The sequence below is a fragment of the Nocardia sp. NPDC059195 genome (assembly GCF_042754695.1).
In the GTDB taxonomy this organism is placed as follows: Bacteria; Actinomycetota; Actinomycetes; order Mycobacteriales; family Mycobacteriaceae; genus Nocardia.
Window position 1 is genome coordinate 71,778 of the sequence record NZ_JBHZBG010000002.1, and the last position, 21,848, is coordinate 93,625.

Genomic DNA, 21,848 nt, shown 5'->3' on the forward strand with positions numbered 1-21,848 from the left:
GTTACGTTGGGGGGGGGTTCTTTAAATCTGCGGGGGTGGGGTGGGTGTTTTTTTCTGCGGTATTTGGCGCCCATGTATAGGGCGCCCCCGCTCAACCCTGTTGGGCCCGGGTAAAAGCCCCCCCGCCCCACTACTGGATTTGTCTAGATGTTCGCAGTGCAAGCCGCCAGGATGACGCTCGCCGCACGCGGCGACGCCGAACCCGGATCAGGAAACGGTGCCGCGCTGATGCCGAGCACATCCACCGCGGAGCGCTCGGCCGCGGCCAGGGAGTGATCCCACGCCCAGCCGAAGCGGTAGTCCGCGCCCTGCGCCACCGCACCGCAGGCATTGCGGAACTCGACGACGACCTGGCAGTCCCGCACACCGCACTCATCGAGCGCGGCCTGACTCGCCGCCGCCCAGCTGCCGTAATTCACCGCCGAGGCCACCACGGCCTGACCCGCCGACAATGCCAGCGCCCCATAGAGATCACCCGCCGCGGCCTGGAATCCACCGTCGCGCGACACAGCGGTGTACCCCGGCACCTCAGCGATGGCCACACCACTGGCCCCCGCGGCAGCAGGCCCAGCGTTCACCACGGTGAATGCCGCCACCGCGGACATGGCAGCCACACCAAGGGCATATTTGCCCACAACAGACATCAGAGATTCTCCCCGTCGAAATACCGACTCCGCGCCTCGAAGCCGACCAATCACGAACGGCCGCCCACTCCCCCGGAAATAGCTTTCCGGAATCGCCACGACGACCACTCGACGAGCCCCATCAGATCGCCGAGACATCCCCGGCAACAACAGTTCTCGCAGGTAGTAACGCCCGATTCCTCCCGAACCGCCCGTCCGCCACAGACTAACAACACCCTCCGACAAGTAGCGGCGCCCAGCAATCCACCTGGTTCGGAAGGCCGACCCCGAGGATGGGAACCAGGCTCGATCCGCTGTGCGACGCGACCTCCGGTATTCACCTGGCGGACTGTGGAATCGCGATCGAAGGCCCCGGCACCGCGGCTGTTCGGGGGTGCGGTGCCGGGGCCGGAGGTGCGGGTTGTCGGGTCAGGCCGAGCGGATACTGTCCAGGTCGAGGTAGGGGTGGCGCGGGATTCTGGTGGTGGTGGTTCGGGGGGCGGGGCCGGTGTGGAAGCTGCGGGCGATCATCGAGGAGCGCAGTTGCCACAGGCCCGAGGATTGGGCTGGGTCGAGGCCGGTGAGTTGGGCTACCCGGCGCAGGCGGTAGTCGACGGTGTTGGTGTGGATGTGGAGCAGGCGCGCGGTGCGCTGGCGGTTCATGTTGTTGGCGATGTGCACGCGCAGGGTTTCGTAGAGCTCGGGGTGGTTGTCGAGGGGGGCGAGCAGTTCGCCCAGCCGGGCGCGGCCGGGGCCGGGGCGGGTGAGCTGGTATTCCAAGGCCAGGTCGCCGAAACGGTAGAGCCCGGGGGCGCTTTCGAGACGCTCCACCATGTCGAGGAGTTCGTGGGCACGCTGGGCCGCGTCGGGGATCTCCTCGGTGGTGGCGGGCACCAGAGCTGCCGTGATGTCGACGTGGGCGGCCCGCGCCAGCGCCTCGACCAGTGCGTCGAGCTGCTCGTCGACCAGCAGATCAGCCGGGATCAGCAGGGTGCCGCCGTCGACCGACAGCAGCGACAGCACCAGCTCACCGCACCTGTGCGCCAACGACGTTTGCACCCGGCGCAGCTTGCGCCTGGCCACCACCGCACCGTTCACACGCGGATCGCGCTCGTCGGGATGCGCGCCGATCGACAGGGCGAGCACCGAATACGCGTCGGCGACGGTGATGCCGACCTCGCGCGCCATGGTGACGGTCGACTGTCCGGCCAGCAGCGCCGAGGTGAGGGTGTGCACGGCCGTGTGATGTTCGCCGACGGCCTCGCGGTGCTCGCGGACATAGGAACGAGTCACGGTGGTACACAACAGGTCCGAGATCTCGACGACCCGGCGGAAGCCGTGGATCAGGCCCGCGCGGTCGGCGTCGGCCACCTCGTCGCAGACCGCGTCGAAGGAGAGCCGGAAACCCTCATGGAATGCGTGCAGGATCGTGTCGATCGGCACGCCTTCGCGCGCCCAGCCCGCCGCCGACACCGCGAGCCGGTTCAGTTTCACCTCCTCGTCGCGGCCGTCCAGCATTCCGCCGACGATCTCCAGACACATCCGGGTGACCGAGGTGACGTCGCCGGCGATCGCATCGCCGGGTAGCGTCCGGCAAGTCGCGACATTGTCGACGAAATGGCCTACCAATCGGCTGGTCATCGTCCGGACGTCGCGCAGCGGCTGCCACAGGGCCGTCTCGTCCAGTGGGATCGTCATCGTCGACTCCTCCTCTACACCCCGGCACCGCCGGTAGTGGTCGCGCTTGGCGTGATGCCGGCCGATGTGATGGCCTACACTTCGGTTTCTCCGTGATCATGACTGTAGGGTGAGCGACCGCTCACCTTCTACTCTTCTTTCCGCCGAGGTCCATAGATGCCCCCGCAAGCCGATAAGCAGCGCAAACGCCCCAAGCAGGACCGGGCGAAAGAGACCAGGACCCGCATTCTCACGGTGTCCGCTCATCTTTTCGGCAGCCGCGGCATCGGCAATACCTCGACCAACCGGATCGCCACCGAAGCGGGCATGAGCATCGGCACCCTGTACCGGTACTTCAACGACCGCGACGAGATCGTCAAAGAACTCAACGACAGCCTGTTCCTGCAGGTAGAGGAGCGCTACGGCCAGCTGCTCACCGCTAGCTCAGGCCAATCCGCCCGCGATGCCGTGGTCGATCTGATCCGCTCCGCCGTCGACATCCTCGTCGCGAACGGGCCCCTCGTGCGCGCCCTCGTCGCCGATCTGCAGTTCCACGGCAGCGGCATCCCCGAATTCGAACCCCGGCTGCGGATGCTCATCAAGCTCTACATCCTCCAGTTCATCGGCCCGATCAAACATGTCGACATCGACGTCATGGCCTTTGTCGTACTCAACGCCGGCTTCGCCACCGCGTTGCGTTCGGTCGAACTCGATGACGTCGAGCTCGAAGCCATCATCGCCGGCACCGCCGACATGATCAGCGCCTGGATCGACACGGTCGCGGCAGCCGAAAATGCTTAGCGCACAACGACAAAGGCCCGGATCCTGCGTGAGGATCCGGGCCGTTCGCTACGCGACGATCAGCGCGCGTTCGCCGTGCAGATCACCTTGACGGTCTCGGCGCCACTGAAGTTGGACGAACCGAAGTTGGCCAGACGCGCGGTCGGGGTCATCTCCGAGAGCCGGTCGTAGGCAAGGCGCTCGGCCTCGGCCCTGGTCGCCGCGGAGGCTACCGCGATGCCCTCGTTGCTCTCGACAAGCACCCCACAACCGTTGGCCCACGAGAGAAACACCTCGCAGTCGGCCGCACCGCAGGCCTCGATGGCCTTGGCCTCGGCATCGGCGTAGTTCGCCTGGTCGACACTCACGCCGTAGACCCACTCGTCGCTGCTCACCGCGATCGACGCGTGCAGGCTCTGCGCACTCGCCGAACCGGCACCGAACACCGACCCGGCCGCAAGACCCAACGCCGCCACGGCGAAACCGGCCTTACCCATGAAACTCATTCGAAAGATCTCCTCGTGAAAGCTGTTCCGGAAGTCCGGAACCTTCAAGATCATCACCGATCGCCCGGTGATAGCCAACCGGACCCGGAAACGTCACACCGGCAACAGTCGACACATAACCGCAATATCCGGACAGTGCTCAGCGCCCGAGGCGAAGACGACGCAAGCCCGGACCGATGTGCGGTCCGGGCTTGCGCAGTTACCGTGCGGATCAGCTCGCGTTGTCGGTGCAGAGCGTGTTGATCACGCGACCGCCGGCCAGCTGCGACGAGCCGACGTTGACGAGCAGGTTCTGCGGGGTGCCCTCGGTCAGCGCGAGGTAGGCCTCCCGCTCCGCGTCGGCGCGGGTCGGTCCCTTGCCCCAGGCGATGAACTGATCGTTGTCCACCAAGGACAGGCACCCGTTCGACCAGGTGACCTCCACGAAGCAACCATCCGCGGCGCACTCTTCCAGCGCAGCGGCCTCGGCCTCGGCACGCGTCGGATAGTTGATCGACCGACCGAGATTCGTCCAGTTACTGTCGATGGCCATCGCGCCCCACTGGTCGCCCGCCGCATTCGCCGAACCGGCGCCCAGCAGCGACCCGGCCGCAAGACCGAGCGCCGCAACGGCGAGGCCGGCCTTACTCATGAAGTTCATTCGAAAGATCTCCTCGTGAAAGCTGTTCCGGCAAGCCCAGAACCTTCAAGATCATCACCGATCGCCCGGCGATTGCCGACCAGAGCGTCGAACATCACACCGAGACCCCTCGACACATAACTGCAACAAAACGGGCCCGGATCCATGCAGGATCCGGGCCCGAGATGTGCGGTGCTAGACCGTGAAGCCGAGGGCGCGCAGCTGTTCGCGGCCGTCGTCGGTGATCTTGTCCGGGCCCCACGGGGGCATCCAGACCCAGTTGATCTTCAGGTCCTCGACCAGACCGCTGCGCACCAGCGCGTTGCGGGACTGGTCCTCGATCACGTCGGTCAGCGGACAGGCCGCCGAGGTGAGCGTCATGTCGAGGGTGCAGATGTTCTCCTCGTCGACCGACAGGCCGTAGACCAGGCCGAGGTCGACGACATTGATGCCGAGTTCGGGGTCGACGACGTCGCGCATCGCCTCTTCGAGGTCTTCGATGTGCTGGATCTGTTCGGCCGTCAACTCGACCTCGACAGCCGCGACGGCTGTGCCTGCCTCGGCGGCTTCCGGGATCTGTGCGGTATCGGTGCTCTCACTCATGTGGCAGACTCCCCATTTCCCATCGGTGCCTTGGTTTCCTCGGCCGAACTGATCTGCACGACAGCGTCTTTGAACGCCATCCACCCGAGCAGCGCGCACTTGACCCGCGCCGGGTACTTGCTCACACCGGCGAGGGCGATGCCGTCGCCGATCATGTCCTCGTCGCCTTCGACGGTGCCGCGGCTGGAGATCATCTCGCTGAACGAGTCGACCACCTTCAGCGCCTGCTGCACCGGCAGCCCGATCACCTGATCGGTGAGGATCGAAGTGGCGGCCTGGCTGATCGAGCAGCCCTGCCCGTCGTAGGAGACGTCGGCGACCTCACCGGCGTCGTCGATCTGCACGCGCATCGTCACTTCGTCACCGCAGGTCGGGTTCACGTGATGCACCTGCGCACCGAACGGTTCCCGCAGCCCGCGGTGGTGCGGGTGCTTGTAGTGATCCAGGATCACTTCCTGGTACATCTGCTCCATACGCATGTTCTATGCAACCCCGAAGAAGCTCTTGGCCTTCCGCACGGCGGCAACCAGTGCGTCGACCTCGTCGAGTGTGTTGTAGACGGCGAACGAGGCACGCGCGGTGGCGGCGATACCGAACTTGCGGTGCAGCGGCCAGGCGCAGTGGTGTCCGACCCGGATGGCGACACCCTGGTCGTCGAGGATCTGGCCCACGTCGTGGGCGTGGATCCCGTCGACCACGAACGACACCGCGCCACCGCGATCGACGTTCTCGGTGGGCCCGATGATCCGCACACCGTCGATGCCGGACAGACCATCGAGCGCGGCACCGGTGAGCGCGTGCTCGTGGGCCGCGACGGCGTCCATGCCGAGGTCTTCGAGATACCGCACCGCGGCGGCCAGCCCGACCACCTGCGAGGTCATCGGCGTGCCCGCCTCGAAGCGCTGCGGCGGCGGCGCGTAGGTGGTCTTCTCCATGGTGACGGTCTCGATCATCGACCCACCGGTGATGAACGGCGGCGTCTCTTCCAGGAGCGCACGTCGGCCGTACAGTCCGCCCACGCCCATCGGGCCGAGCATCTTGTGGCCGGAGAACGCGGCGAAGTCGACACCGAGTGCGTGGAAGTCCACCGCCATGTGCGGCACCGACTGGCAGGCGTCGAGCACGACGAGCGCGCCGACTGCCTTTGCCCGACGGACCAATTCGTCCACCGGAGCCACCGCGCCGGTCACATTCGACTGGTGGCTGAACGCGAGAACCTTTGTCGCGGGCGACAGTTCGAGCGAATCCAGGTCGATGCGGCCGTCGTCGGTGATGCCGTACCACGTGAGCGTGGCACCGGTGCGACGCGCGAGCTCCTGCCACGGAACGAGATTCGCGTGGTGTTCGAGCTCGGTGATGACGATCTCGTCGCCGGGGCCCACCTTGTAGGGGAACCGGGCGTCACCGAACGCGTTGGCCACCAGGTTCAGCGACTCGGTCGCGTTCTTGGTGAACACGATCTCGCCGGGATCCGCGCCGACGAAGCGGGCGATATCGGCGCGTGCTTCCTCGTAGGAGTCGGTCGCCTCCTCCGCCAGCTGATGCGCACCGCGGTGCACGGCGGAGTTCCGGGTGAGCAAGAACTCGCGCTCGGCGTCCAGCACCTGCAGCGGACGCTGCGAGGTGGCACCGGAATCCAGGTACACCAACGGTTTCCCGTCCCGCACCGTGCGGTGCAGGATCGGGAAGTCGGCCCTGATCCGGGCCACGTCGAGGGCTGGCACCGTAGCGGTCATGTCAGGCTCCAGCGGTCGCGGACGTAAAACGCTCGTAGCCGTTCGCGTCGAGTTCCTCGGCCAGCTCGGAGCCACCTTCGGCGACGATCTTGCCGTTGACGAACACGTGCACGAAGTCGGGCTTGATGTAGCGCAGGATGCGGGTGTAGTGCGTGATCAGCAGCACGCCGCCCTCTTCGCGCTCCTTGTAGCGGTTGACGCCTTCGGAGACGATGCGCAGCGCGTCGACGTCGAGGCCGGAGTCGGTCTCGTCGAGGATCGCGATCTTCGGCTTGAGCAGACCCAGCTGCAGGACCTCGTGGCGCTTCTTCTCGCCACCGGAGAAGCCCTCGTTCACCGAACGGTCGGCGAAGGCCGCGTCGATATCGAGCTCCTTCATCGACTCCTTCACCTCCTTGACCCAGGTGCGCAGCTTGGGGGCCTCGCCGCGCACGGCGGTGGCGGCGGTGCGAAGGAAGTTCGACATCGAGACGCCGGGGACCTCGACCGGGTACTGCATGGCCAGGAACAGGCCGGCGCGGGCGCGCTCGTCGACCGACATGTCGAGCACGTTCTCACCGTCGAGGGTGATGGTGCCCTGGGTGACGGTGTACTTCGGGTGGCCCGCGATCACGTAGGACAGCGTGGACTTGCCCGAGCCGTTGGGGCCCATGATGGCGTGCGTCTCGCCCGACTTCACAGTCAGGTTGACGCCGTTGAGGATCTGCTTGGACTCACCCTCGGGGGTGGTGATCTCGGCGTGCAGGTCCTTGATTTCCAAGGTGGTCATCGAATTCGAATCCTTCGTGGGAAGTAGGTGAGTCAGATACCGACAGTGGCGAGTTCGGCCTCGATGGCCGCCTCGAGCCGCTCCCGGACCTCGGGGACCGTGACCTTCTGGATGATCTCGAAGAAGAAGCCACGCACCACCAGGCGGCGGGCGACGTCTTCGGGAATGCCGCGAGCGCGCAGGTAGAACAGCTGCTCGTCGTCGAAACGGCCGGTGGCGCTCGCGTGTCCGGCACCGGCGATCTCGCCGGTCTCGATCTCCAGGTTCGGCACCGAGTCGGCGCGCGCGCCGTCGGTGAGCACCAGGTTGCGGTTCGCCTCGTAGGTGTCGGTGCCCTCGGCGGCCGCGCGGATCAGCACGTCGCCGATCCAGACAGTGCGAGCGTCGCCCTTGGCCGAGGCCGGATCGCCCTGCAGCGCACCCTTGTACAGCACATTGGACTTGCAGTTGGGCTCGGCGTGATCGACCAGCAGACGCTGCTCGAAATGCTGGCCCGCGTCGGCGAAGTACAGGCCGAACAGCTCCGCTTCACCACCGGGACCGGCGTAGCGCACGGTGCCGGACAGGCGAACCAGGTCACCGCCGAGGGTCGCCGACACGTGGCGCAGGTTCGCGTCACGGCCCAGCTTCAGGTGATGCGCGGTGACGTGCACGGCGTCTTCGTTCCATTCCTGGACCGCGACGACGGTGAGCTTGGCGCTGTCACCGAGCACGAATTCGACGTTCTCGGCGAAGGTTCCGCTGCCGCGCTGGTCGATGACCACGGTGGCGACGGCGAAGTTGTCCAGGCGCACCTGCAGGTGACCGTAGGCGGTCTTGCCCTCACCGGGACCGGTGATGGTGACGGTGACCGGGTCCGAGACCTCGGTTTCCGGGCCGACGGTGATCACGGTCGCCGATTCGAAGCCCGAATAGGCTTGGGCGGCAACACGATCCGCGGGGGTACCGGCCTGTCCGAGACGAGAGTCGGTGCGACCCACCGTTTCCACGGTGACTCCGGCGACCTCGCTCACCTCGACGGTGGCTACACCATCGGCAACGGCGGTGCCGTCGTGCAGGCCGCGCAGGCGGCGCAGCGGGGTGAACCGCCACGCCTCGTCGCGACCCGACGGGATCTCGAACTGGTCGACGTCGAACGAGGTGAAGACCTCGCCCTTGTTGACCGCGGCGCCCGCGCCAGGGTTCTGGGTCGGCGTCTCGAGCGTCGACATCAGCCCACGGCCCCTTCCATCTGCAGCTCGATGAGCCGGTTCAGTTCCAATGCGTATTCCATCGGCAATTCCTTGGCGATCGGCTCCACGAAGCCGCGCACCACCATCGCCATCGCCTCGTCCTCGGTGAGGCCGCGGCTCATCAGGTAGAACAGCTGCTCCTCGGAGACCTTCGAGACGGTCGCCTCGTGACCCATCGTCACGTCGTCCTCGCGGATGTCGACGTAGGGGTAGGTGTCGGAGCGGCTGATGGTGTCGACCAGCAGCGCGTCACACTTCACGGTCGACTTCGACCCGTTGGCGCCCTTGTTGATCTGGACCAGACCGCGGTACGACGCGCGACCGCCGCCACGCGCCACCGACTTCGACACGATGGTCGAGGAGGTGTGCGGGGCCAGGTGCAGCATCTTGGCGCCGGTGTCCTGGTGCTGGCCGGGGCCCGCGAACGCGACCGAGAGGACCTCGCCGTGCGCGTGCTCGCCGGTCATCCAGACCGCCGGGTACTTCATGGTGACCTTGGAGCCGATGTTGCCGTCGACCCACTCCATGGTGGCGCCCGCCTCGGCCTTGGCCCGCTTGGTGACCAGGTTGTACACGTTGTTCGACCAGTTCTGGATGGTCGTGTAGCGGCAGCGGCCGCCCTTCTTCACGATGATCTCCACGACCGCGGAGTGCAGCGAGTCGGACTTGTAGATCGGGGCTGTACAACCCTCGACGTAGTGGACGTAGGCGTCCTCGTCGACGATGATCAGCGTCCGCTCGAACTGGCCCATGTTCTCGGTGTTGATCCGGAAGTAGGCCTGCAGCGGGATGTCGACGTGCACGCCCGGCGGCACGTAGATGAACGAGCCACCCGACCAGACGGCGGTGTTGAGCGCGGAGAACTTGTTGTCACCGGCGGGGATGACCGAACCGAAGTACTGGTGGAAGATCTCCGGGTGCTCCTTCAACGCCGTATCGGTGTCGAGGAAGATGACGCCCTGCTTCTCCAGGTCCTCGCGGATGGAGTGGTAGACGACCTCGGACTCGTACTGCGCCGCGACACCGGACACCAGACGCTGCTTCTCCGCTTCCGGGATGCCCAGCTTGTCGTAGGTGTTCTTGATGTCCTCGGGCAGGTCTTCCCAGCTCTCGGCCTGCTTCTCGCTCGAGCGCACGAAGTACTTGATGTTGTCGAAGTCGATGCCGCCGAGGTCCGAACCCCAGTTCGGCATGGGCTTGCGGTCGAAGATGCGCAGCGCCTTGAGGCGCACGTCGAGCATCCACTCCTCTTCGCTCTTCTTCGCCGAGATGTCGCGGACGACGGCCTCCGACAGGCCACGTTGCGCACTGGCGCCTGCCACATCGGAGTCGGACCAGCCGTAACCGTAGGTGCCCAGCGAGGCGATGGTTTCGTCCTGGGTGAGCGGTTGCACCTGGTCGGTAGAGGTCGTCATTCGGCACTCCTTCCGGAGTCGTTCGTTCGTCCCGCTGCGGGCTGTGCAGCGGATGGGATCTTCGGCACCGCGACCAGCGGTACGTGGGTGGTGCAGGCGCAATCGCCGTTGGCGATGGTCGCAAGTCGCTGCACGTGGGTGCCGAGCAGGTCGCGGAAAGCGTCCAATTCGGCGGCGCACAGCTGCGGGAACTCCTCGGCGACGTGGGCCACCGGGCAGTGGTGCTGACAGATCTGCACACCGGCGCCGACCTGACGGGTGGTGGCGGCGAAACCGGCCTCGGCGAACGCTTCCGCGATCTCCTCCACCTTGGCTTCGATCACCGGTGCGGTGTGGTCGGCGACGGGCTCGATGCCGTCGACGATCACGCGAACCCGCTTGCGCGCGAATTCGGCGATCGCGGCGTCGCCACCGATCTCGCCGAGCTGGCGAATCGCCGCACCGGCCAGATCGTCGTAGGCGTGGCCGAGATTGCCCCGGCCCGCCGCGGTGAGCTGGTACTGCTTGGCCGGCCTGCCGCGCCCTTTCTGCTGCCACGGCGCCGAGCGGTTCGCCCGAGCCTGGCCCGCGTCGATGAGCGCGTCGAGGTGCCTGCGCACCCCGGCGGGCGCGAGACCGAGTTCGGTGCCGATCGCCGTCGCGGTGATCGGCCCCTGCTCCAGCAGCAACTGGACGATAGCCGCCCTGGTCTGCCCTTCGTGTGCGGTCGCCGCGGGGACAGCAGACGACCGAGTGCCGGTCGTCTTACGACCGTCACTTTCCACGTCTGTCCGCAAACCCACGGTTTTCACAACACCAGTGTGGCGGAATTGCTTCCCTAAATCTAATAAGGGTCACCTGACAAAGGGTGCCCTGACCTGCGATGAAGATCATCGGGACGCCCCCTCACCCGATAAAACCCCAGGTGCGGCCCTTTCGAGCCGATCGCCGACGCTCAGCCAGGTGACCCATCGCACAGGTCTTCCACCGCGACCGCCTGGCGGCAGGCACCGCCGCGCCCGGCGCCGGACAGCGCGTCACCACGCTCTCACGGCGTTGCTCGCGAGCGATCTTCGCACCACATCGTAGCGATCGGCGGTCCGGGTGCGCGGTGGCGAACGAGGCGGTCGGGGGCCGTGGTCTGGCACGATGGCAGGGTGTCGAACCCGCTCACACCAACGTGTGTCCGTCATCCTGATCGGCCTACCGGACTCGCGTGTACGCGATGCGGGCGGCCCGCCTGTCCGGAATGCCTGCGCCCGGCTTCGGTCGGGCAGCACTGTGTCGACTGTGTGCGGCAGGGGCAGCGGGACGTGCGGCCGGTACGGACCGTCAGCGGGGCACGCCAAGGCGGGGCCGTGCCCTATGTGAGCTACGGGTTGATCGCGGTCAATGTGCTGGTCTATGTGATCACCGCGGCGCAGGCCGGAAGTCCGATGGACAACTATCGCGGATCGTCGGTGTTCCGCGAGTTCGTCCTGGTCCCGCTGCTGGTGGCCGACGGCGAGTGGTGGCGACTGCTCGGATCGGGGTTCCTGCATTACGGCGCGATCCATCTGCTGGTCAACATGTTCGCCCTCTATGTCGTCGGTCGCGACCTCGAGCAGGTGCTCGGCCGGGTCAGGTATGGGTGCGTCTATCTGGTTTCGCTGCTCGGTGGGTCGGCGGCGGTGATGGCGCTGTCGGACTCGGTGACGGCGACGGCCGGTGCCTCCGGCGCGGTATACGGCCTGTTCGGCGCTGTCACGGTGACGCTGATCCGGTTGCGGCAGAGCCCGACGCCGATGTTGGTGGTCATCGGTGTGAATGTGCTGATCAGTTTCTCGATCCCGGGGATCTCGCTGTGGGGCCACCTCGGCGGTCTGGCCGCGGGCACGTTGAGCGCGCTCGGCATCCTGTTCGTGCCCGGCTGGCTGTCGGCCCGCGATCAGCAGTCCGCCCAGCGCATCGGCTGGGCGACATTGGGCACGGTCGCGGTGATCTGCGTGGCCGTGATCATCGCCGCCGTACTGTCGCTGCGCTCACAGCCGGTATTCGTCGGACCACCTGCCGTGACCGCGCCGACGCCCGTCGAAGCACCAAGGTAGTTCGCTGCGACCGTGCGTAACCGGCCGACGAGCGCTGTCGCCCTGCACCCATTGGGCGCACCTTCACCTTCGCTCCCGCTGTGCGCGAATGAACCCTGCCGGGTCCGCGCACACTAGGCTCTGACTTCGTGGCGGTACTGGAGGGCGCGGCGCGCAAGACACTGGCGTTCGGGCGGCGAGCTCTCGGGCTCGACGTGTCGACGCCCGATCACACCGTCGCGGTGCTGCATCGCGACGAGACCGAGGTCCCCGGGCTCGACAAGCGCGAACGCGCGCAATTGGACCGGATCCGGCTGATGGGCGCGACCGGCACGGTGCTCATGGCGATCGCGGCCCTCGGGATCGGCGCCCAACCGGTGCATCAGAACCCGGTCTCGGGTGTGCGGGTGCTCGGTATCTTCGCGCGAGCGCACACCGGGTCACTCGCGATGTGCATGTTCGGCACCGCGCTGGTGATCGGGGCGTGGTTGCTGCTGGGGCGGTTCGCGATCGGTGGCCTCGCGGGATCACCGTTGCACCGGCTGACCCGCTCGCAACTGGATCGCACCCTGCTGCTGTGGATCATCCCGCTGTCCGTGGCTCCACCGATGTTCAGCAACGACGTCTATTCCTATCTGGCGCAGAGCGAGATCGCCGCCCGCGGGATCGATCCGTATTCCGAAGGGCCGGTCGCCGGACTCGGGATCGACAATGTGCTGACCAACAATGTGCCGACGATCTGGCGTGATACGCCCGCGCCGTACGGTCCGCTTTTCCTGTGGATCGGCCGCGGGATCGCGGAACTGACCGGAGAGAACATCATCGCCGGCGTATGGGCACACCGGTTGCTGGCGTTGGCGGGGGTGGCCTTGATCGTGTGGGCGCTGCCGCGGTTGTCGGTGCGGTGCGGGGTGGCGCCGGTAAGTGCGTTGTGGCTCGGTGCGGCCAACCCGCTGGTGCTGCTCCACCTGGTCGGCGGCGTGCACAACGACGCGATGATGCTCGGCTTGATGCTCGCCGGTGTCGAGTTGACGCTGCGCGCGATCTACGGCGAAGGAGGCAGACCCGACCCGCTGATGGCAACGAATCGACCACCTTTCGACGCCCGCGCCTACGGCCTGCTGATCTGTGGCGCCATAGTGATCACCCTGTCGTCCTCGTTCAAACTCACCTCGATCATCGCGCTCGGCTTCGTCGGGATGGCGCTGGCCAGGCGTTGGGGCGGCACCTTCACGGCCGTCGTCAAGTCTGCGGCGATGTTGGGCGTCATTGCTGTGGCGACAACGCTTTTCATCGGATTCATCAGCGGGCTCGGCTTCGGCTGGGTCCATACCCTGGGAGTCGCGGGCGCGGTGCGCAGTTGGATGTCACTGCCGACCATTGTCGGGATCGTCACAGGATTTGGCGGCGTACTGCTCGGCCTGGGCGACCATACGACCGCACTGCTGTCGATCACCCGCCCGATCGCGGGGGCGGTGGCGGCCTTCATCACCGTCCGCATGCTCGTCGCCACCGGCCTGGGCCGACTCCATCCGGTCGGCGCGCTCGGTGTCTCCCTCGCGGCGATCGTGCTGCTGTTCCCGGTGGTCCAACCCTGGTACCTGCTGTGGGCGATCGTGCCGCTGGCCGCGTGGGCGACTCAACCCGCGTTCAGAGTCCCCGCCGTCGCGTTCTCGGCGATACCCTCGATGCTGACGATGCCGCGCGGCGCGGAGTTCCAGGTTTTCCAGATCGTCGGCGCCGCACTGGCGGCCGTGGTGTGCTTCGCGCTGTTCTTCGCGCTCACCCGCCACACCCTGCCCTGGCGGGCACAGTCGGGGGTGTCGGCTCCGTCACAGGAGGCCACGCCTTACCGTGTGACAACGTGAGGGAGCGCAGCGAGCGAACCAAGGGCACAGCACCTTTTGGCGCGACGGAGCCGAGTGTCAGGCAGGCGCGGTCGTGACAAGTCGCCCTGGACCCGCCGTGAGCGTCGACGGTGTGGTCAAGCGCTATGGCGAGACCACCGCAGTAGACGGTCTCCGGTTCGACGTAGAGCCCGCCCAGGTGTTCGCTCTGCTCGGTCCCAACGGCGCGGGCAAGACCACCACCGTCGAGATGTGCGAAGGCTTCGTGCGCCCGGACGCGGGCACCGTCCGCGTCCTCGGCCTCGACCCGATCGCCGACTCCGAACAGCTGCGCCCACGCATCGGCGTGATGCTCCAGGGCGGCGGCGCCTATCCCGGTGCCCGCGCGGGCGAGATGCTCGACCTGGTCGCGGCCTACTCCGCCGATCCCATCGACCCCGACTGGCTGCTGTCGACGCTGGGCCTGCAGGACAATCGCCGCACCCCCTATCGTCGCCTGTCCGGTGGCCAGCAACAGCGGCTCGCCTTGGCTTGCGCGCTCGTCGGCAAGCCCGAGATCGTGTTCCTCGACGAACCAACCGCCGGGCTGGACGCCCAGGCCAGGCTGATCGTCTGGGAACTCATCGACGCCCTGCGCCGCGACGGCGTGAGCGTCGTGCTCACCACGCACATGATGGACGAGGCCGAACAGCTCGCCGACCAGCTCGTCATCATCGATCACGGGCAGATCGTCGCCCAGGGCACCCCCGCCGAGGTCACCGCCCACGGCGCGGCAGGCCAGCTGAGGTTCTGCGCACCGCCGAAACTCGACCTGAAACTGCTCACATCGGCTCTGCCGGAAGGCTTTTCGCCACGCGAGACGACGCCGGGCACCTATCTCGTCGAGGGTGAGATCAACCCGCAGGTGCTGGCCACCGTCACCGCCTGGTGCGCCAGGATGGACGTGCTGGCCACCGACATCCGCATCGACCAGCGTCGCCTCGAAGACGTCTTCCTCGAACTGACCGGACGGGACCTGCGCGGATGAGCGAGACCACCAGCCGTTTCCTGCCCGGCACCTTCACGCCCGACCCGCGTCCCGCCACGCGTACCGCGATGCTCACAGCGCAGACCGGGCTCGAGCTGAAACTGTTGCTGCGCAACGGCGAACAGCTGCTGCTCACCATGTTCATCCCGATCACCCTGCTCATCGGGCTCACCCTGCTGCCGTTCGGCGACCTCGGCGAGCACCGGGTCGACCGGATCGTGCCGATGGTGATGATGACCGCGGTGATGTCGACCGCGTTCACCGGCCAGGCCATCGCCGTCGGCTTCGACCGTCGCTACGGCGCCCTCAAACGGCTCGGCGCAACACCGCTGCCCCGCTGGGGCGTGATCGCGGGCAAGTGCGCGGCCGTGCTGATCGTGGTGGTGCTGCAGGCGATGCTGCTGGGTGCGATCGGCGTCGCGCTGGGGTGGCGGCCGGGCATCGGCGGACTCGCCCTCGGCGCGCTGGTGATCGCCCTCGGCACGGCCACCTTCGCGGCGATGGGGCTGCTGCTGGGCGGGACGCTCAAGGCCGAGGTCGTGCTCGCGCTGGCCAATATCTTGTGGTTCATCATGCTCGGCATCGCCAGCCTGGTGCTCGTCGGCGACACCCTGCCCACCGCGCTGACCGTGATCGCGCGGCTCATCCCGTCCGGCGCGCTGGCTTACGCGCTGGACACGGCCCTGTCGGGATCGATCGACTGGTTCGGGGTGGCGGTGCTCGCGGCGTGGGGCGTGGTGTGCGGGTGGCTCGCGACCCGGCTGTTCCGCTTCAGCTGACGTGACCAACGACGCACTGTAGTAGCCCTGGTATCAGCGCCGAATTCCCGGCCGGTACCATTCCTGACGTGCTGTATCGCGCCTTCGTTGGCCTCGTCGACCGGCTGCCGCTCCCCTCGCTGCGGGTGCAGCGGCTCATCGCCATCGCGGTGATCCTCAGCCAGGCGGGAATCTCGGTGACCGGCGCGATCGTTCGCGTCACCGCCTCCGGCCTCGGCTGCCCGACCTGGCCGCAGTGCTTCCCCGGCAGCTTCACCCCGATCGGGGTCTCGGAAGTACCGGTCCTGCACCAGACCGTGGAGTTCGGCAACCGGCTGCTCACCTTCGCGGTGACGCTGTGCGCCGCGTTGATCGTGCTGGCCGTCGTCCGGGCGCGCAGGCGCAAGGAAGTTCTGGTCTACGCCTGGCTGATGCCCGGCGGCACCGTGGTGCAGGCGATCATCGGCGGGATCACCGTGCGCACCGGGCTGCTGTGGTGGACCGTGGCCGTGCACCTGCTCGTCTCGATGGTGATGGTGTGGCTCGCGGTGGTGCTGTACGCGAAGATCAGCGAACCCGACGACGGCATCGAGACCGTCCAGGTGCCCGCTCCCCTGCGCTGGCTCACCGCGCTGTCCGGCGTGGCGCTCGCGGGTGTGCTCATCGCGGGCACACTGGTCACCGCGGCCGGGCCGCATGCCGGCGACAAGAGTATCGAGCGGCAGGTCGAGCGACTCGAGGTCGAGATCGTCACGCTCGTGCACCTGCACTCGCAGTTGCTGATCGGCTACCTGGCGCTGCTGATCGGGCTCGCCTTCGGCCTGTACGCCGTCGGTATGTCGGCGGCCATCCGCAAGCGCTTGTTCGTGCTGCTCGGGCTGGTACTGGCGCAGGCGCTCGTCGGCATCGTCCAGTACTTCACCGACGTACCTGCCGCGCTCGTCGCGATCCACGTCGGTGGAGCCGCGGCCTGCACCGCGGCGACCGCCGCACTGTGGGCATCGCTGCGTACCCGCGAGACGATCGACGCGCCCGCCTTGTCACAGACTTCCGCGCGCTGAGGCCTGACACCTCGGACAACGAAAAAGCCCGCGTCGCAGTGCGATTCGCGGGCTTTCTCGTCAGTGGTCGTCAGGCGCCTGCGAACAACTTCGAGTTGCGCGCCTTGGGGAACTTGGTCTGACGGGCGACCCAGCCGGCCATCTTGGCCCAGTGCGACGCGGCCGGGGTAACGACCGAGACCAGCTCGCGGTTCCACTCGTCGGTCTCGGCGAGACCGTCGACGCGCTCGACAATCGCCTTCGCGATCGCCATATCGCCGACTACCCGGTCGCCGAGGATGCCGTCGGCACCGACCAGGGTGATCCGCACGCCCTGCTTGCCCATGTACTGCAGCACGGCCGTGCCCGAACCACCGTGCTCGGCGACGAACTTCACGATGGACTTCTCGACCTCGGCCGGCACCTTCACGGCCTCGGGGGCGGCGGTTGTACTCATGGAGGCGAGTTTACCGGCCGGTAGTTTCCAGTCCAGCCCCGAGTGGTCTGGAACACGAGGTGTAGAAAGAGAACTCATGCGCGCGATTCAGGTTTCCGAGCACGGTGGTCCCGAGGTCCTGCAGTACGTCGAGGTGGCAGACCCGCAGGCCGGACCGGGTCAGCTGCTGGTCGAGACCCAGGGTGTGGGTGTCAACTACATCGACATCTACTTCCGCACCGGCCAGTACCCGCAGGCGACGCCCTACCTTCCCGGCTCCGAGGGCACCGGCATCGTGGTGGCGATCGGCTCGGACGTCACCGAGTTCTCGATCGGCGACCGAGTCGCCTGGGCGTCGGCGCCCGGCAGCTACGCCGACATGGTCGCGGTCGACGAGGCCGTCGCGGTGAAGGTGCCCGACGACGTCGACCCCGCCGTCGCGGCGGCCGCCCTGCTCCAGGGCATGACCGCGCACTACCTGACCGAATCGGTGTTCTCCCCCGAACCCGGCGACCCGGTGCTCATCCACGCGGGCGCGGGCGGCGTCGGCCTGCTGCTCACTCAGATGGCCGTCGCGAAGGGCGCCAGGGTGATCACCACGGTCTCCACCGACGCCAAGGAGAAACTCTCCCGCGAAGCAGGCGCCACCGACGTCCTGCACTACGGCGACGACCTCGCGGCCCGAGTCCGCGACCTCACCGACGGCATCGGCGTCGCCGCGGTCTACGACGGCGTCGGCGCCAGCACCTTCGAAGCGAGCCTCGCCTCGCTCCGCATCCGCGGCACCCTCGCCCTCTTCGGCGCGGCCAGCGGCCCGGTCCCACCCTTCGACCCCCAGCGCCTCAACCCCGCCGGTTCGCTGTGGCTGACTCGCCCGTCCCTGGGCGCATACACCCGCGACCGCACCGAATTCCTCTGGCGCGCAACGGATGTCTTCGACTGGATCGCCGCAGGAACAGTGAACCTTCGCATCGGCGCCACCTATCCGTTGACCGACGCGGCCCAGGCGCATCGCGACTTGGCCGACCGCAAGACCACCGGCTCGATCGTCCTGCTGCCCTAGCCGGCGGAGGCCGGGCACTCTGGTGCCCGGCCTGCGGGCCTGGTCCGGAAACAACAGTGGCCGGGCAATCACTGCCCGGCCACTGTTCGCGAATGTCTTACAGCCCGATGAGGCTGCCCACCGTGTCCCAGCCGAGCACCGAGTCGACAGCCAGACCACAGAACACCACCGCGAGGTAGTTGTTCGACTGCAGGAACAACTTCAGCGGCTTCACCGGCTCACCACGGCGCACCCCGGCGTAGAGCTGGTGCGCCATCAGCAGGAACCAGGCACCGGCCACCAGCGCGACCGCCGCGTAGATGGCTCCCGTCGCGGGCACCAACGCCATCGTGGCGAGCACCGTCAACCAGGTGTAGATGACGATCTGCTTGGTCACCACCTGCTCGGTAGCGACCACCGGCAGCATCGGCACACCGGCCGCGCGGTAGTCCTCCTTGTAGCGCATGGCCAGCGCCCAGGTGTGCGGCGGCGTCCAGAAGAAGATCACCGCGAACAGCACCAGGGCGGGCCAGCCGATATCGCCGGTCACCGCGGACCAGCCGACCAATGCGGGCATACACCCGGCCGCGCCGCCCCACACCACGTTCTGCGAGGTCCGGCGCTTGAGGCCCTTGGTGTAGACGAAAACGTAGAACAGGATCGTCGCGACGACGAGCGCGCCGCTGAGCAGGTTGGCCTGCCACCACAACCAGGCGAAGGAGATCGCGCCGAGCACGACGCCGAATACGAGCGCGTGCGAGGTGGGCACCGCGTCGCGGGCGAGTGGCCGCCGTGCGGTCCGCTTCATCACCTTGTCGATGTCGGCGTCGGCGACACAGTTGAGGGTGTTGGCACTGGCCGCGCCCATCCAGCCACCGAACAGGGTGACCAGGATGAGCCGGATATCGACGGTGCCACGGTCCGCCAGCAGCATCGTCGGAATGGTCGCGACGAGCAGCAGCTCGATGACGCGTGGCTTGGTGAGCGCGATGTAGGCAAGGGGCTTGCGCACTATCCGCGCGGCGAGACTGTCGCCCGCGATGCGGTCGGCCAGCGCCGTCGACGAAGTTCCGTGCGCACCGCTATTACCCGGCTCGTGACCGATCCGCACTGTTTCTCCTCGCACGCTGTGCTTCGCTTCGCTTCGCATCCGGTAATGGAACGAGCAGCGCGCGGCTGCGGCGCGGCCACTACTACAGAGGATGGTAGACCCACTCACCTGCCGCTCCACGCCAGACCCCCGCCACCGTGGGCGCGGTCACTACGCCCGGCCACTGCTCATCGCGGGCCCACGTGGCGGTGAACCCGCACCGACGCGCAGGTGAACGCCCATCGCGCGCGCCGCGGCGATGGTCGATACCGCACACCGCCGGTACGCGGGGATCCGAACTAGACTCATCGCCAGGGTTCGCGCCAATCCGGTGTAGCGGCACCACTAGGGTATTCGGTGAACATCGGTACGCATCCCGGCCGCGTGCGACCCGCTTCGATCATCATCGCCGCTGCCAAGCTATCGCCGTCGACGAAACCTAGGTCAGGAGAACCACGGTCGTGCCAGTCACAGACGACATTCGCGCCCTCACTCAGCGGAACTACCCCAGCGACTGGACGGACATCGACACCAAGGCCGTCGACACCGCCCGGGTACTCGCTGCCGACGCCGTGCAGAAGGCGGGCAACGGGCACCCCGGCACCGCGATGAGCCTCGCGCCGGTCGCCTACACCCTCTTCCAGCGCACGATGCGCCATAACCCGGCAGAGCCGCGCTGGGTGGGTCGCGACCGGTTCGTGCTGTCCTGTGGGCATTCCAGCCTCACCCTCTACATCGAGCTCTACCTGGCCGGTTTCGGCCTGGAGCTGACCGATCTCGAGCAGCTGCGCCAGTGGGACTCGCTCACCCCGGGTCACCCCGAATTCCGCCACACCGACGGCGTCGAGATCACCACCGGCCCGCTGGGTCAGGGTCTGGCCTCGGCGGTCGGCATGGCGATGGCCGCGCGACGTGAGCGCGGGCTGTTCGATCCGGACGCCCCCGAGGGCACCAGCCCGTTCGACCACTTCATCTACACGATCGCCTCCGACGGCGACCTGCAGGAGGGCGTCACCGCCGAGGCCTCCTCGATCGCGGGCACCCAGCAGCTGGGCAACCTCGTGGTGATCTACGACGACAACGAGATCTCCATCGAGGACGACACCGACATCGCCTTCACCGAAGACGTGGCCAAGCGCTACGAGGCCTACGGCTGGCAGGTGCAGATCGTCGAAGGCGGCGAAGATGTGGTGGCCATCGAGAAGGCCCTCGACGCGGCCAGGGCCGAAACGTCCAAGCCCTCGATCATCATCCTGCGCACCATCATCGGCTTCCCCGCCCCGAACAAGATGAACACCGGTGGCGCGCACGGCGCCGCGCTCGGCCCCGACGAGGTCGCCGCGGTGAAGAAGGCGCTCGGCTTCGACCCGGAGAAGTCCTTCGACGTCGACCCGGCCGTCATCGAGCACACCCGCAAGGCACTGGCCCGCGGCGCCGAAGCACAGGCGAAGTGGCAGCAGAGCTTCGACCAGTGGGCCGAGGCCAACCCGTCGAACAAGGAACTCTTCGACCGCCTGCAGACCCGCTCGCTGCCCAAGGGCTGGACCGAAGCACTGCCGAGCTTCGAGGTCGATCCCAAGGGCATGGCCACCCGCAAGGCGTCGGGCAAGTTCCTCGCCGCGGTCGCCGACGAGCTGCCCGAGCTGTGGGGCGGTTCGGCCGACCTGGCCGAGTCCAACAACACCACGATGCCCGGTCAGGCGAGCTTCGGCCCCGAGTCGATCTCCACCGGCGCGTGGAAGGCCAACCCGTACGGGCGCACCCTGCACTTCGGTATCCGTGAGCACGCGATGGGCTCGATCCTCAACGGCATCGCACTGCACGGCCCGACCCGCCCCTACGGCGGCACCTTCCTCGTGTTCAGCGACTACATGCGCCCGGCCGTGCGCCTGGCCGCGCTGATGCGAGTGCCCGCCATCTACGTGTGGACGCACGACTCCATCGGCCTCGGCGAGGACGGTCCCACCCACCAGCCGATCGAGCACCTGGCCGCGCTGCGCGCGATCCCCGGCCTCAACGTGGTGCGCCCGGCCGACGCCAACGAGACCGTCCACGCCTGGCGCACCGTGCTCGAGCGTGACTCCGACGAGCACACCTCGCACTTCTCGGTGCACGAGTCGCCCCATCAGGACGGCCCGTCCGCGCTGGCACTGACCCGCCAGGACGTGCCGACCCTGGAGGGCACCAGCTACGAGGGTGTCAAGAAGGGCGGCTACGTGCTGGCCGAGGCATCCACCGGCACCCCGGAAGTGATCCTCATCAGCACCGGCTCCGAGGTCCACCTCGCGGTCGCCGCGCGCACTACGCTGGAAGAGCAGGGCATCCCGACCCGCGTGGTCTCGATGCCGTGTGTGGAGTGGTTCGACGCGCAGGATCAGGGATACCGCGACGAGGTGCTGCCCCCGTCGGTGCGGGCCAGGGTCGCGGTCGAGGCCGGTATCGCGATGCCGTGGTACCGATTCGTCGGTGACGCGGGCGAGATCGTGTCCATCGATCACTTCGGCGCGTCGGCCGACTACAAGACTCTGTACCGCGAATTCGGTATCACCCCCGATGCCGTCGTCCGCGCGGCACTGCGTTCCACCGACAAGGTGAAGGGGTAA

The 21,848-nt window shown here is 67.4% G+C and carries 21 protein-coding genes; 8 read left to right on the plus strand and 13 right to left on the minus strand.

Translation table 11 applies throughout. The annotated features are described in order from the left end of the window. Nucleotides 1-143: 143 nt before the first annotated feature. Together ACFXKN_RS03045 and ACFXKN_RS03050 are read right to left on the minus strand one after the other, a co-directional pair. A complete protein-coding gene (locus tag ACFXKN_RS03045) occupies nucleotides 144-644 on the minus strand; it encodes a DUF4189 domain-containing protein (RefSeq protein WP_378945836.1) in 501 nt (166 codons plus the stop codon). Between the two features lie 408 nt (nucleotides 645-1,052). After that, nucleotides 1,053-2,321, minus strand: a complete 1,269-nt coding sequence (locus tag ACFXKN_RS03050) for a PucR family transcriptional regulator (protein ID WP_378945833.1) — start codon at nucleotides 2,319-2,321, stop codon at nucleotides 1,053-1,055. Between the two features lie 156 nt (nucleotides 2,322-2,477). Between ACFXKN_RS03050 and ACFXKN_RS03055 the strand changes: the two genes are divergently transcribed. Beyond that, nucleotides 2,478-3,101, plus strand: a complete 624-nt coding sequence (locus ACFXKN_RS03055) for a TetR/AcrR family transcriptional regulator (protein ID WP_378945830.1) — start codon at nucleotides 2,478-2,480, stop codon at nucleotides 3,099-3,101. 59 nt (nucleotides 3,102-3,160) lie between these two features. Here ACFXKN_RS03055 and ACFXKN_RS03060 read toward each other — a convergent pair whose 3' ends face one another. From ACFXKN_RS03060 to ACFXKN_RS03100, 9 genes are all read right to left on the minus strand, one after another. Next, a complete protein-coding gene (locus ACFXKN_RS03060; RefSeq protein ID WP_378945825.1) occupies nucleotides 3,161-3,586 on the minus strand; it encodes a DUF4189 domain-containing protein in 426 nt (141 codons plus the stop codon). A 211-nt stretch (nucleotides 3,587-3,797) separates the two neighbouring features. Then, nucleotides 3,798-4,226, minus strand: coding sequence for a DUF4189 domain-containing protein (locus ACFXKN_RS03065; RefSeq protein WP_378945820.1), 429 nt, complete (start codon nucleotides 4,224-4,226; stop codon nucleotides 3,798-3,800). 174 nt (nucleotides 4,227-4,400) lie between these two features. After that, nucleotides 4,401-4,808 carry a metal-sulfur cluster assembly factor gene (locus tag ACFXKN_RS03070; RefSeq protein ID WP_378945816.1) on the minus strand — a complete coding sequence of 136 codons (408 nt, stop codon included), beginning with the start codon at nucleotides 4,806-4,808 and terminating at the stop codon, nucleotides 4,401-4,403. Beyond that, a complete protein-coding gene (gene sufU / locus ACFXKN_RS03075; protein ID WP_056810385.1) occupies nucleotides 4,805-5,287 on the minus strand; it encodes a Fe-S cluster assembly sulfur transfer protein SufU in 483 nt (160 codons plus the stop codon). Before sufU ends, ACFXKN_RS03070 begins: the two co-directional genes overlap by 4 nt. A 3-nt stretch (nucleotides 5,288-5,290) precedes the next feature. After that, a complete protein-coding gene (locus ACFXKN_RS03080) occupies nucleotides 5,291-6,544 on the minus strand; it encodes a cysteine desulfurase (RefSeq protein ID WP_378945813.1) in 1,254 nt (417 codons plus the stop codon). A gap of 1 nt (nucleotide 6,545) precedes the next feature. After that, entirely contained in the window at nucleotides 6,546-7,313 is a 768-nt protein-coding gene (sufC, locus tag ACFXKN_RS03085) for a Fe-S cluster assembly ATPase SufC (protein ID WP_378945810.1), read from the minus strand. 32 nt (nucleotides 7,314-7,345) lie between these two features. Continuing rightward, nucleotides 7,346-8,524: a Fe-S cluster assembly protein SufD gene (gene sufD / locus ACFXKN_RS03090; protein ID WP_378945807.1), complete on the minus strand. Its 1,179-nt coding sequence runs from the start codon at nucleotides 8,522-8,524 to the stop codon at nucleotides 7,346-7,348. Further along, nucleotides 8,524-9,960: a Fe-S cluster assembly protein SufB gene (sufB, locus tag ACFXKN_RS03095; RefSeq protein WP_378945804.1), complete on the minus strand. Its 1,437-nt coding sequence runs from the start codon at nucleotides 9,958-9,960 to the stop codon at nucleotides 8,524-8,526. Before sufB ends, sufD begins: the two co-directional genes overlap by 1 nt. Then, nucleotides 9,957-10,751, minus strand: coding sequence for a helix-turn-helix transcriptional regulator (locus ACFXKN_RS03100; protein WP_378945801.1), 795 nt, complete (start codon nucleotides 10,749-10,751; stop codon nucleotides 9,957-9,959). Before ACFXKN_RS03100 ends, sufB begins: the two co-directional genes overlap by 4 nt. A gap of 324 nt (nucleotides 10,752-11,075) precedes the next feature. Here ACFXKN_RS03100 and ACFXKN_RS03105 point away from each other — a divergent pair, with 324 nt between their 5' ends. From ACFXKN_RS03105 to ACFXKN_RS03125, 5 genes are all read left to right on the plus strand, one after another. Next, nucleotides 11,076-12,026 (plus strand): rhomboid family intramembrane serine protease, encoded by a 951-nt coding sequence (locus ACFXKN_RS03105; RefSeq protein WP_379432273.1) that lies wholly within the window; start codon nucleotides 11,076-11,078, stop codon nucleotides 12,024-12,026. A gap of 128 nt (nucleotides 12,027-12,154) precedes the next feature. Then, nucleotides 12,155-13,873: a polyprenol phosphomannose-dependent alpha 1,6 mannosyltransferase MptB gene (gene mptB, locus ACFXKN_RS03110; RefSeq protein WP_378945794.1), complete on the plus strand. Its 1,719-nt coding sequence runs from the start codon at nucleotides 12,155-12,157 to the stop codon at nucleotides 13,871-13,873. Between the two features lie 73 nt (nucleotides 13,874-13,946). After that, nucleotides 13,947-14,879 carry an ABC transporter ATP-binding protein gene (locus tag ACFXKN_RS03115; RefSeq protein ID WP_378945791.1) on the plus strand — a complete coding sequence of 311 codons (933 nt, stop codon included), beginning with the start codon at nucleotides 13,947-13,949 and terminating at the stop codon, nucleotides 14,877-14,879. Further along, entirely contained in the window at nucleotides 14,876-15,658 is a 783-nt protein-coding gene (locus ACFXKN_RS03120) for an ABC transporter permease (RefSeq protein WP_378945788.1), read from the plus strand. The genes ACFXKN_RS03115 and ACFXKN_RS03120 overlap by 4 nt, the downstream gene beginning before the upstream one ends. A 68-nt stretch (nucleotides 15,659-15,726) precedes the next feature. Continuing rightward, nucleotides 15,727-16,698, plus strand: coding sequence for a heme A synthase (locus ACFXKN_RS03125; RefSeq protein ID WP_378945785.1), 972 nt, complete (start codon nucleotides 15,727-15,729; stop codon nucleotides 16,696-16,698). A gap of 70 nt (nucleotides 16,699-16,768) precedes the next feature. Here the strand turns inward: ACFXKN_RS03125 and ACFXKN_RS03130 are convergent, their stop codons facing one another. Further along, nucleotides 16,769-17,134 carry a hypothetical protein gene (locus ACFXKN_RS03130; protein ID WP_378945782.1) on the minus strand — a complete coding sequence of 122 codons (366 nt, stop codon included), beginning with the start codon at nucleotides 17,132-17,134 and terminating at the stop codon, nucleotides 16,769-16,771. Nucleotides 17,135-17,210: 76 nt separating this feature from the next. On the opposite strand from ACFXKN_RS03130, the gene ACFXKN_RS03135 reads away from it, so the two are divergent. Next, complete coding sequence (locus ACFXKN_RS03135) at nucleotides 17,211-18,176, plus strand: quinone oxidoreductase family protein (protein ID WP_378945779.1); 966 nt, start codon at nucleotides 17,211-17,213, stop codon at nucleotides 18,174-18,176. A gap of 97 nt (nucleotides 18,177-18,273) precedes the next feature. On the opposite strand, the gene ACFXKN_RS03140 is transcribed toward ACFXKN_RS03135, so the two are convergent. Further along, nucleotides 18,274-19,266, minus strand: coding sequence for a heme o synthase (locus ACFXKN_RS03140; protein WP_378945776.1), 993 nt, complete (start codon nucleotides 19,264-19,266; stop codon nucleotides 18,274-18,276). 440 nt (nucleotides 19,267-19,706) lie between these two features. Between ACFXKN_RS03140 and tkt the strand changes: the two genes are divergently transcribed. Continuing rightward, nucleotides 19,707-21,848 carry a transketolase gene (gene tkt, locus ACFXKN_RS03145; protein ID WP_378945772.1) on the plus strand — a complete coding sequence of 714 codons (2,142 nt, stop codon included), beginning with the start codon at nucleotides 19,707-19,709 and terminating at the stop codon, nucleotides 21,846-21,848.

Bases quoted from the DNA above. Each gene is read 5' to 3' on its own strand.
- sufD (WP_378945807.1), bottom strand. From the start codon at position 8,524: ATGTCGACGCTCGAGACGCCGACCCAGAACCCTGGCGCGGGCGCCGCG.
- ACFXKN_RS03080 (WP_378945813.1), bottom strand. From the start codon at position 6,544: ATGACCGCTACGGTGCCAGCCCTCGACGTGGCCCGGATCAGGGCCGAC.
- ACFXKN_RS03045 (WP_378945836.1), bottom strand. From the start codon at position 644: ATGTCTGTTGTGGGCAAATATGCCCTTGGTGTGGCTGCCATGTCCGCG.
- ACFXKN_RS03120 (WP_378945788.1), top strand. From the start codon at position 14,876: ATGAGCGAGACCACCAGCCGTTTCCTGCCCGGCACCTTCACGCCCGAC.
- sufU (WP_056810385.1), bottom strand. From the start codon at position 5,287: ATGCGTATGGAGCAGATGTACCAGGAAGTGATCCTGGATCACTACAAG.
- sufC (WP_378945810.1), bottom strand. From the start codon at position 7,313: ATGACCACCTTGGAAATCAAGGACCTGCACGCCGAGATCACCACCCCC.
- sufB (WP_378945804.1), bottom strand. From the start codon at position 9,960: ATGACGACCTCTACCGACCAGGTGCAACCGCTCACCCAGGACGAAACC.
- ACFXKN_RS03055 (WP_378945830.1), top strand. From the start codon at position 2,478: ATGCCCCCGCAAGCCGATAAGCAGCGCAAACGCCCCAAGCAGGACCGG.
- ACFXKN_RS03060 (WP_378945825.1), bottom strand. From the start codon at position 3,586: ATGAGTTTCATGGGTAAGGCCGGTTTCGCCGTGGCGGCGTTGGGTCTT.
- ACFXKN_RS03065 (WP_378945820.1), bottom strand. From the start codon at position 4,226: ATGAACTTCATGAGTAAGGCCGGCCTCGCCGTTGCGGCGCTCGGTCTT.
- ACFXKN_RS03135 (WP_378945779.1), top strand. From the start codon at position 17,211: ATGCGCGCGATTCAGGTTTCCGAGCACGGTGGTCCCGAGGTCCTGCAG.
- ACFXKN_RS03050 (WP_378945833.1), bottom strand. From the start codon at position 2,321: ATGACGATCCCACTGGACGAGACGGCCCTGTGGCAGCCGCTGCGCGAC.
- ACFXKN_RS03070 (WP_378945816.1), bottom strand. From the start codon at position 4,808: ATGAGTGAGAGCACCGATACCGCACAGATCCCGGAAGCCGCCGAGGCA.
- ACFXKN_RS03130 (WP_378945782.1), bottom strand. From the start codon at position 17,134: ATGAGTACAACCGCCGCCCCCGAGGCCGTGAAGGTGCCGGCCGAGGTC.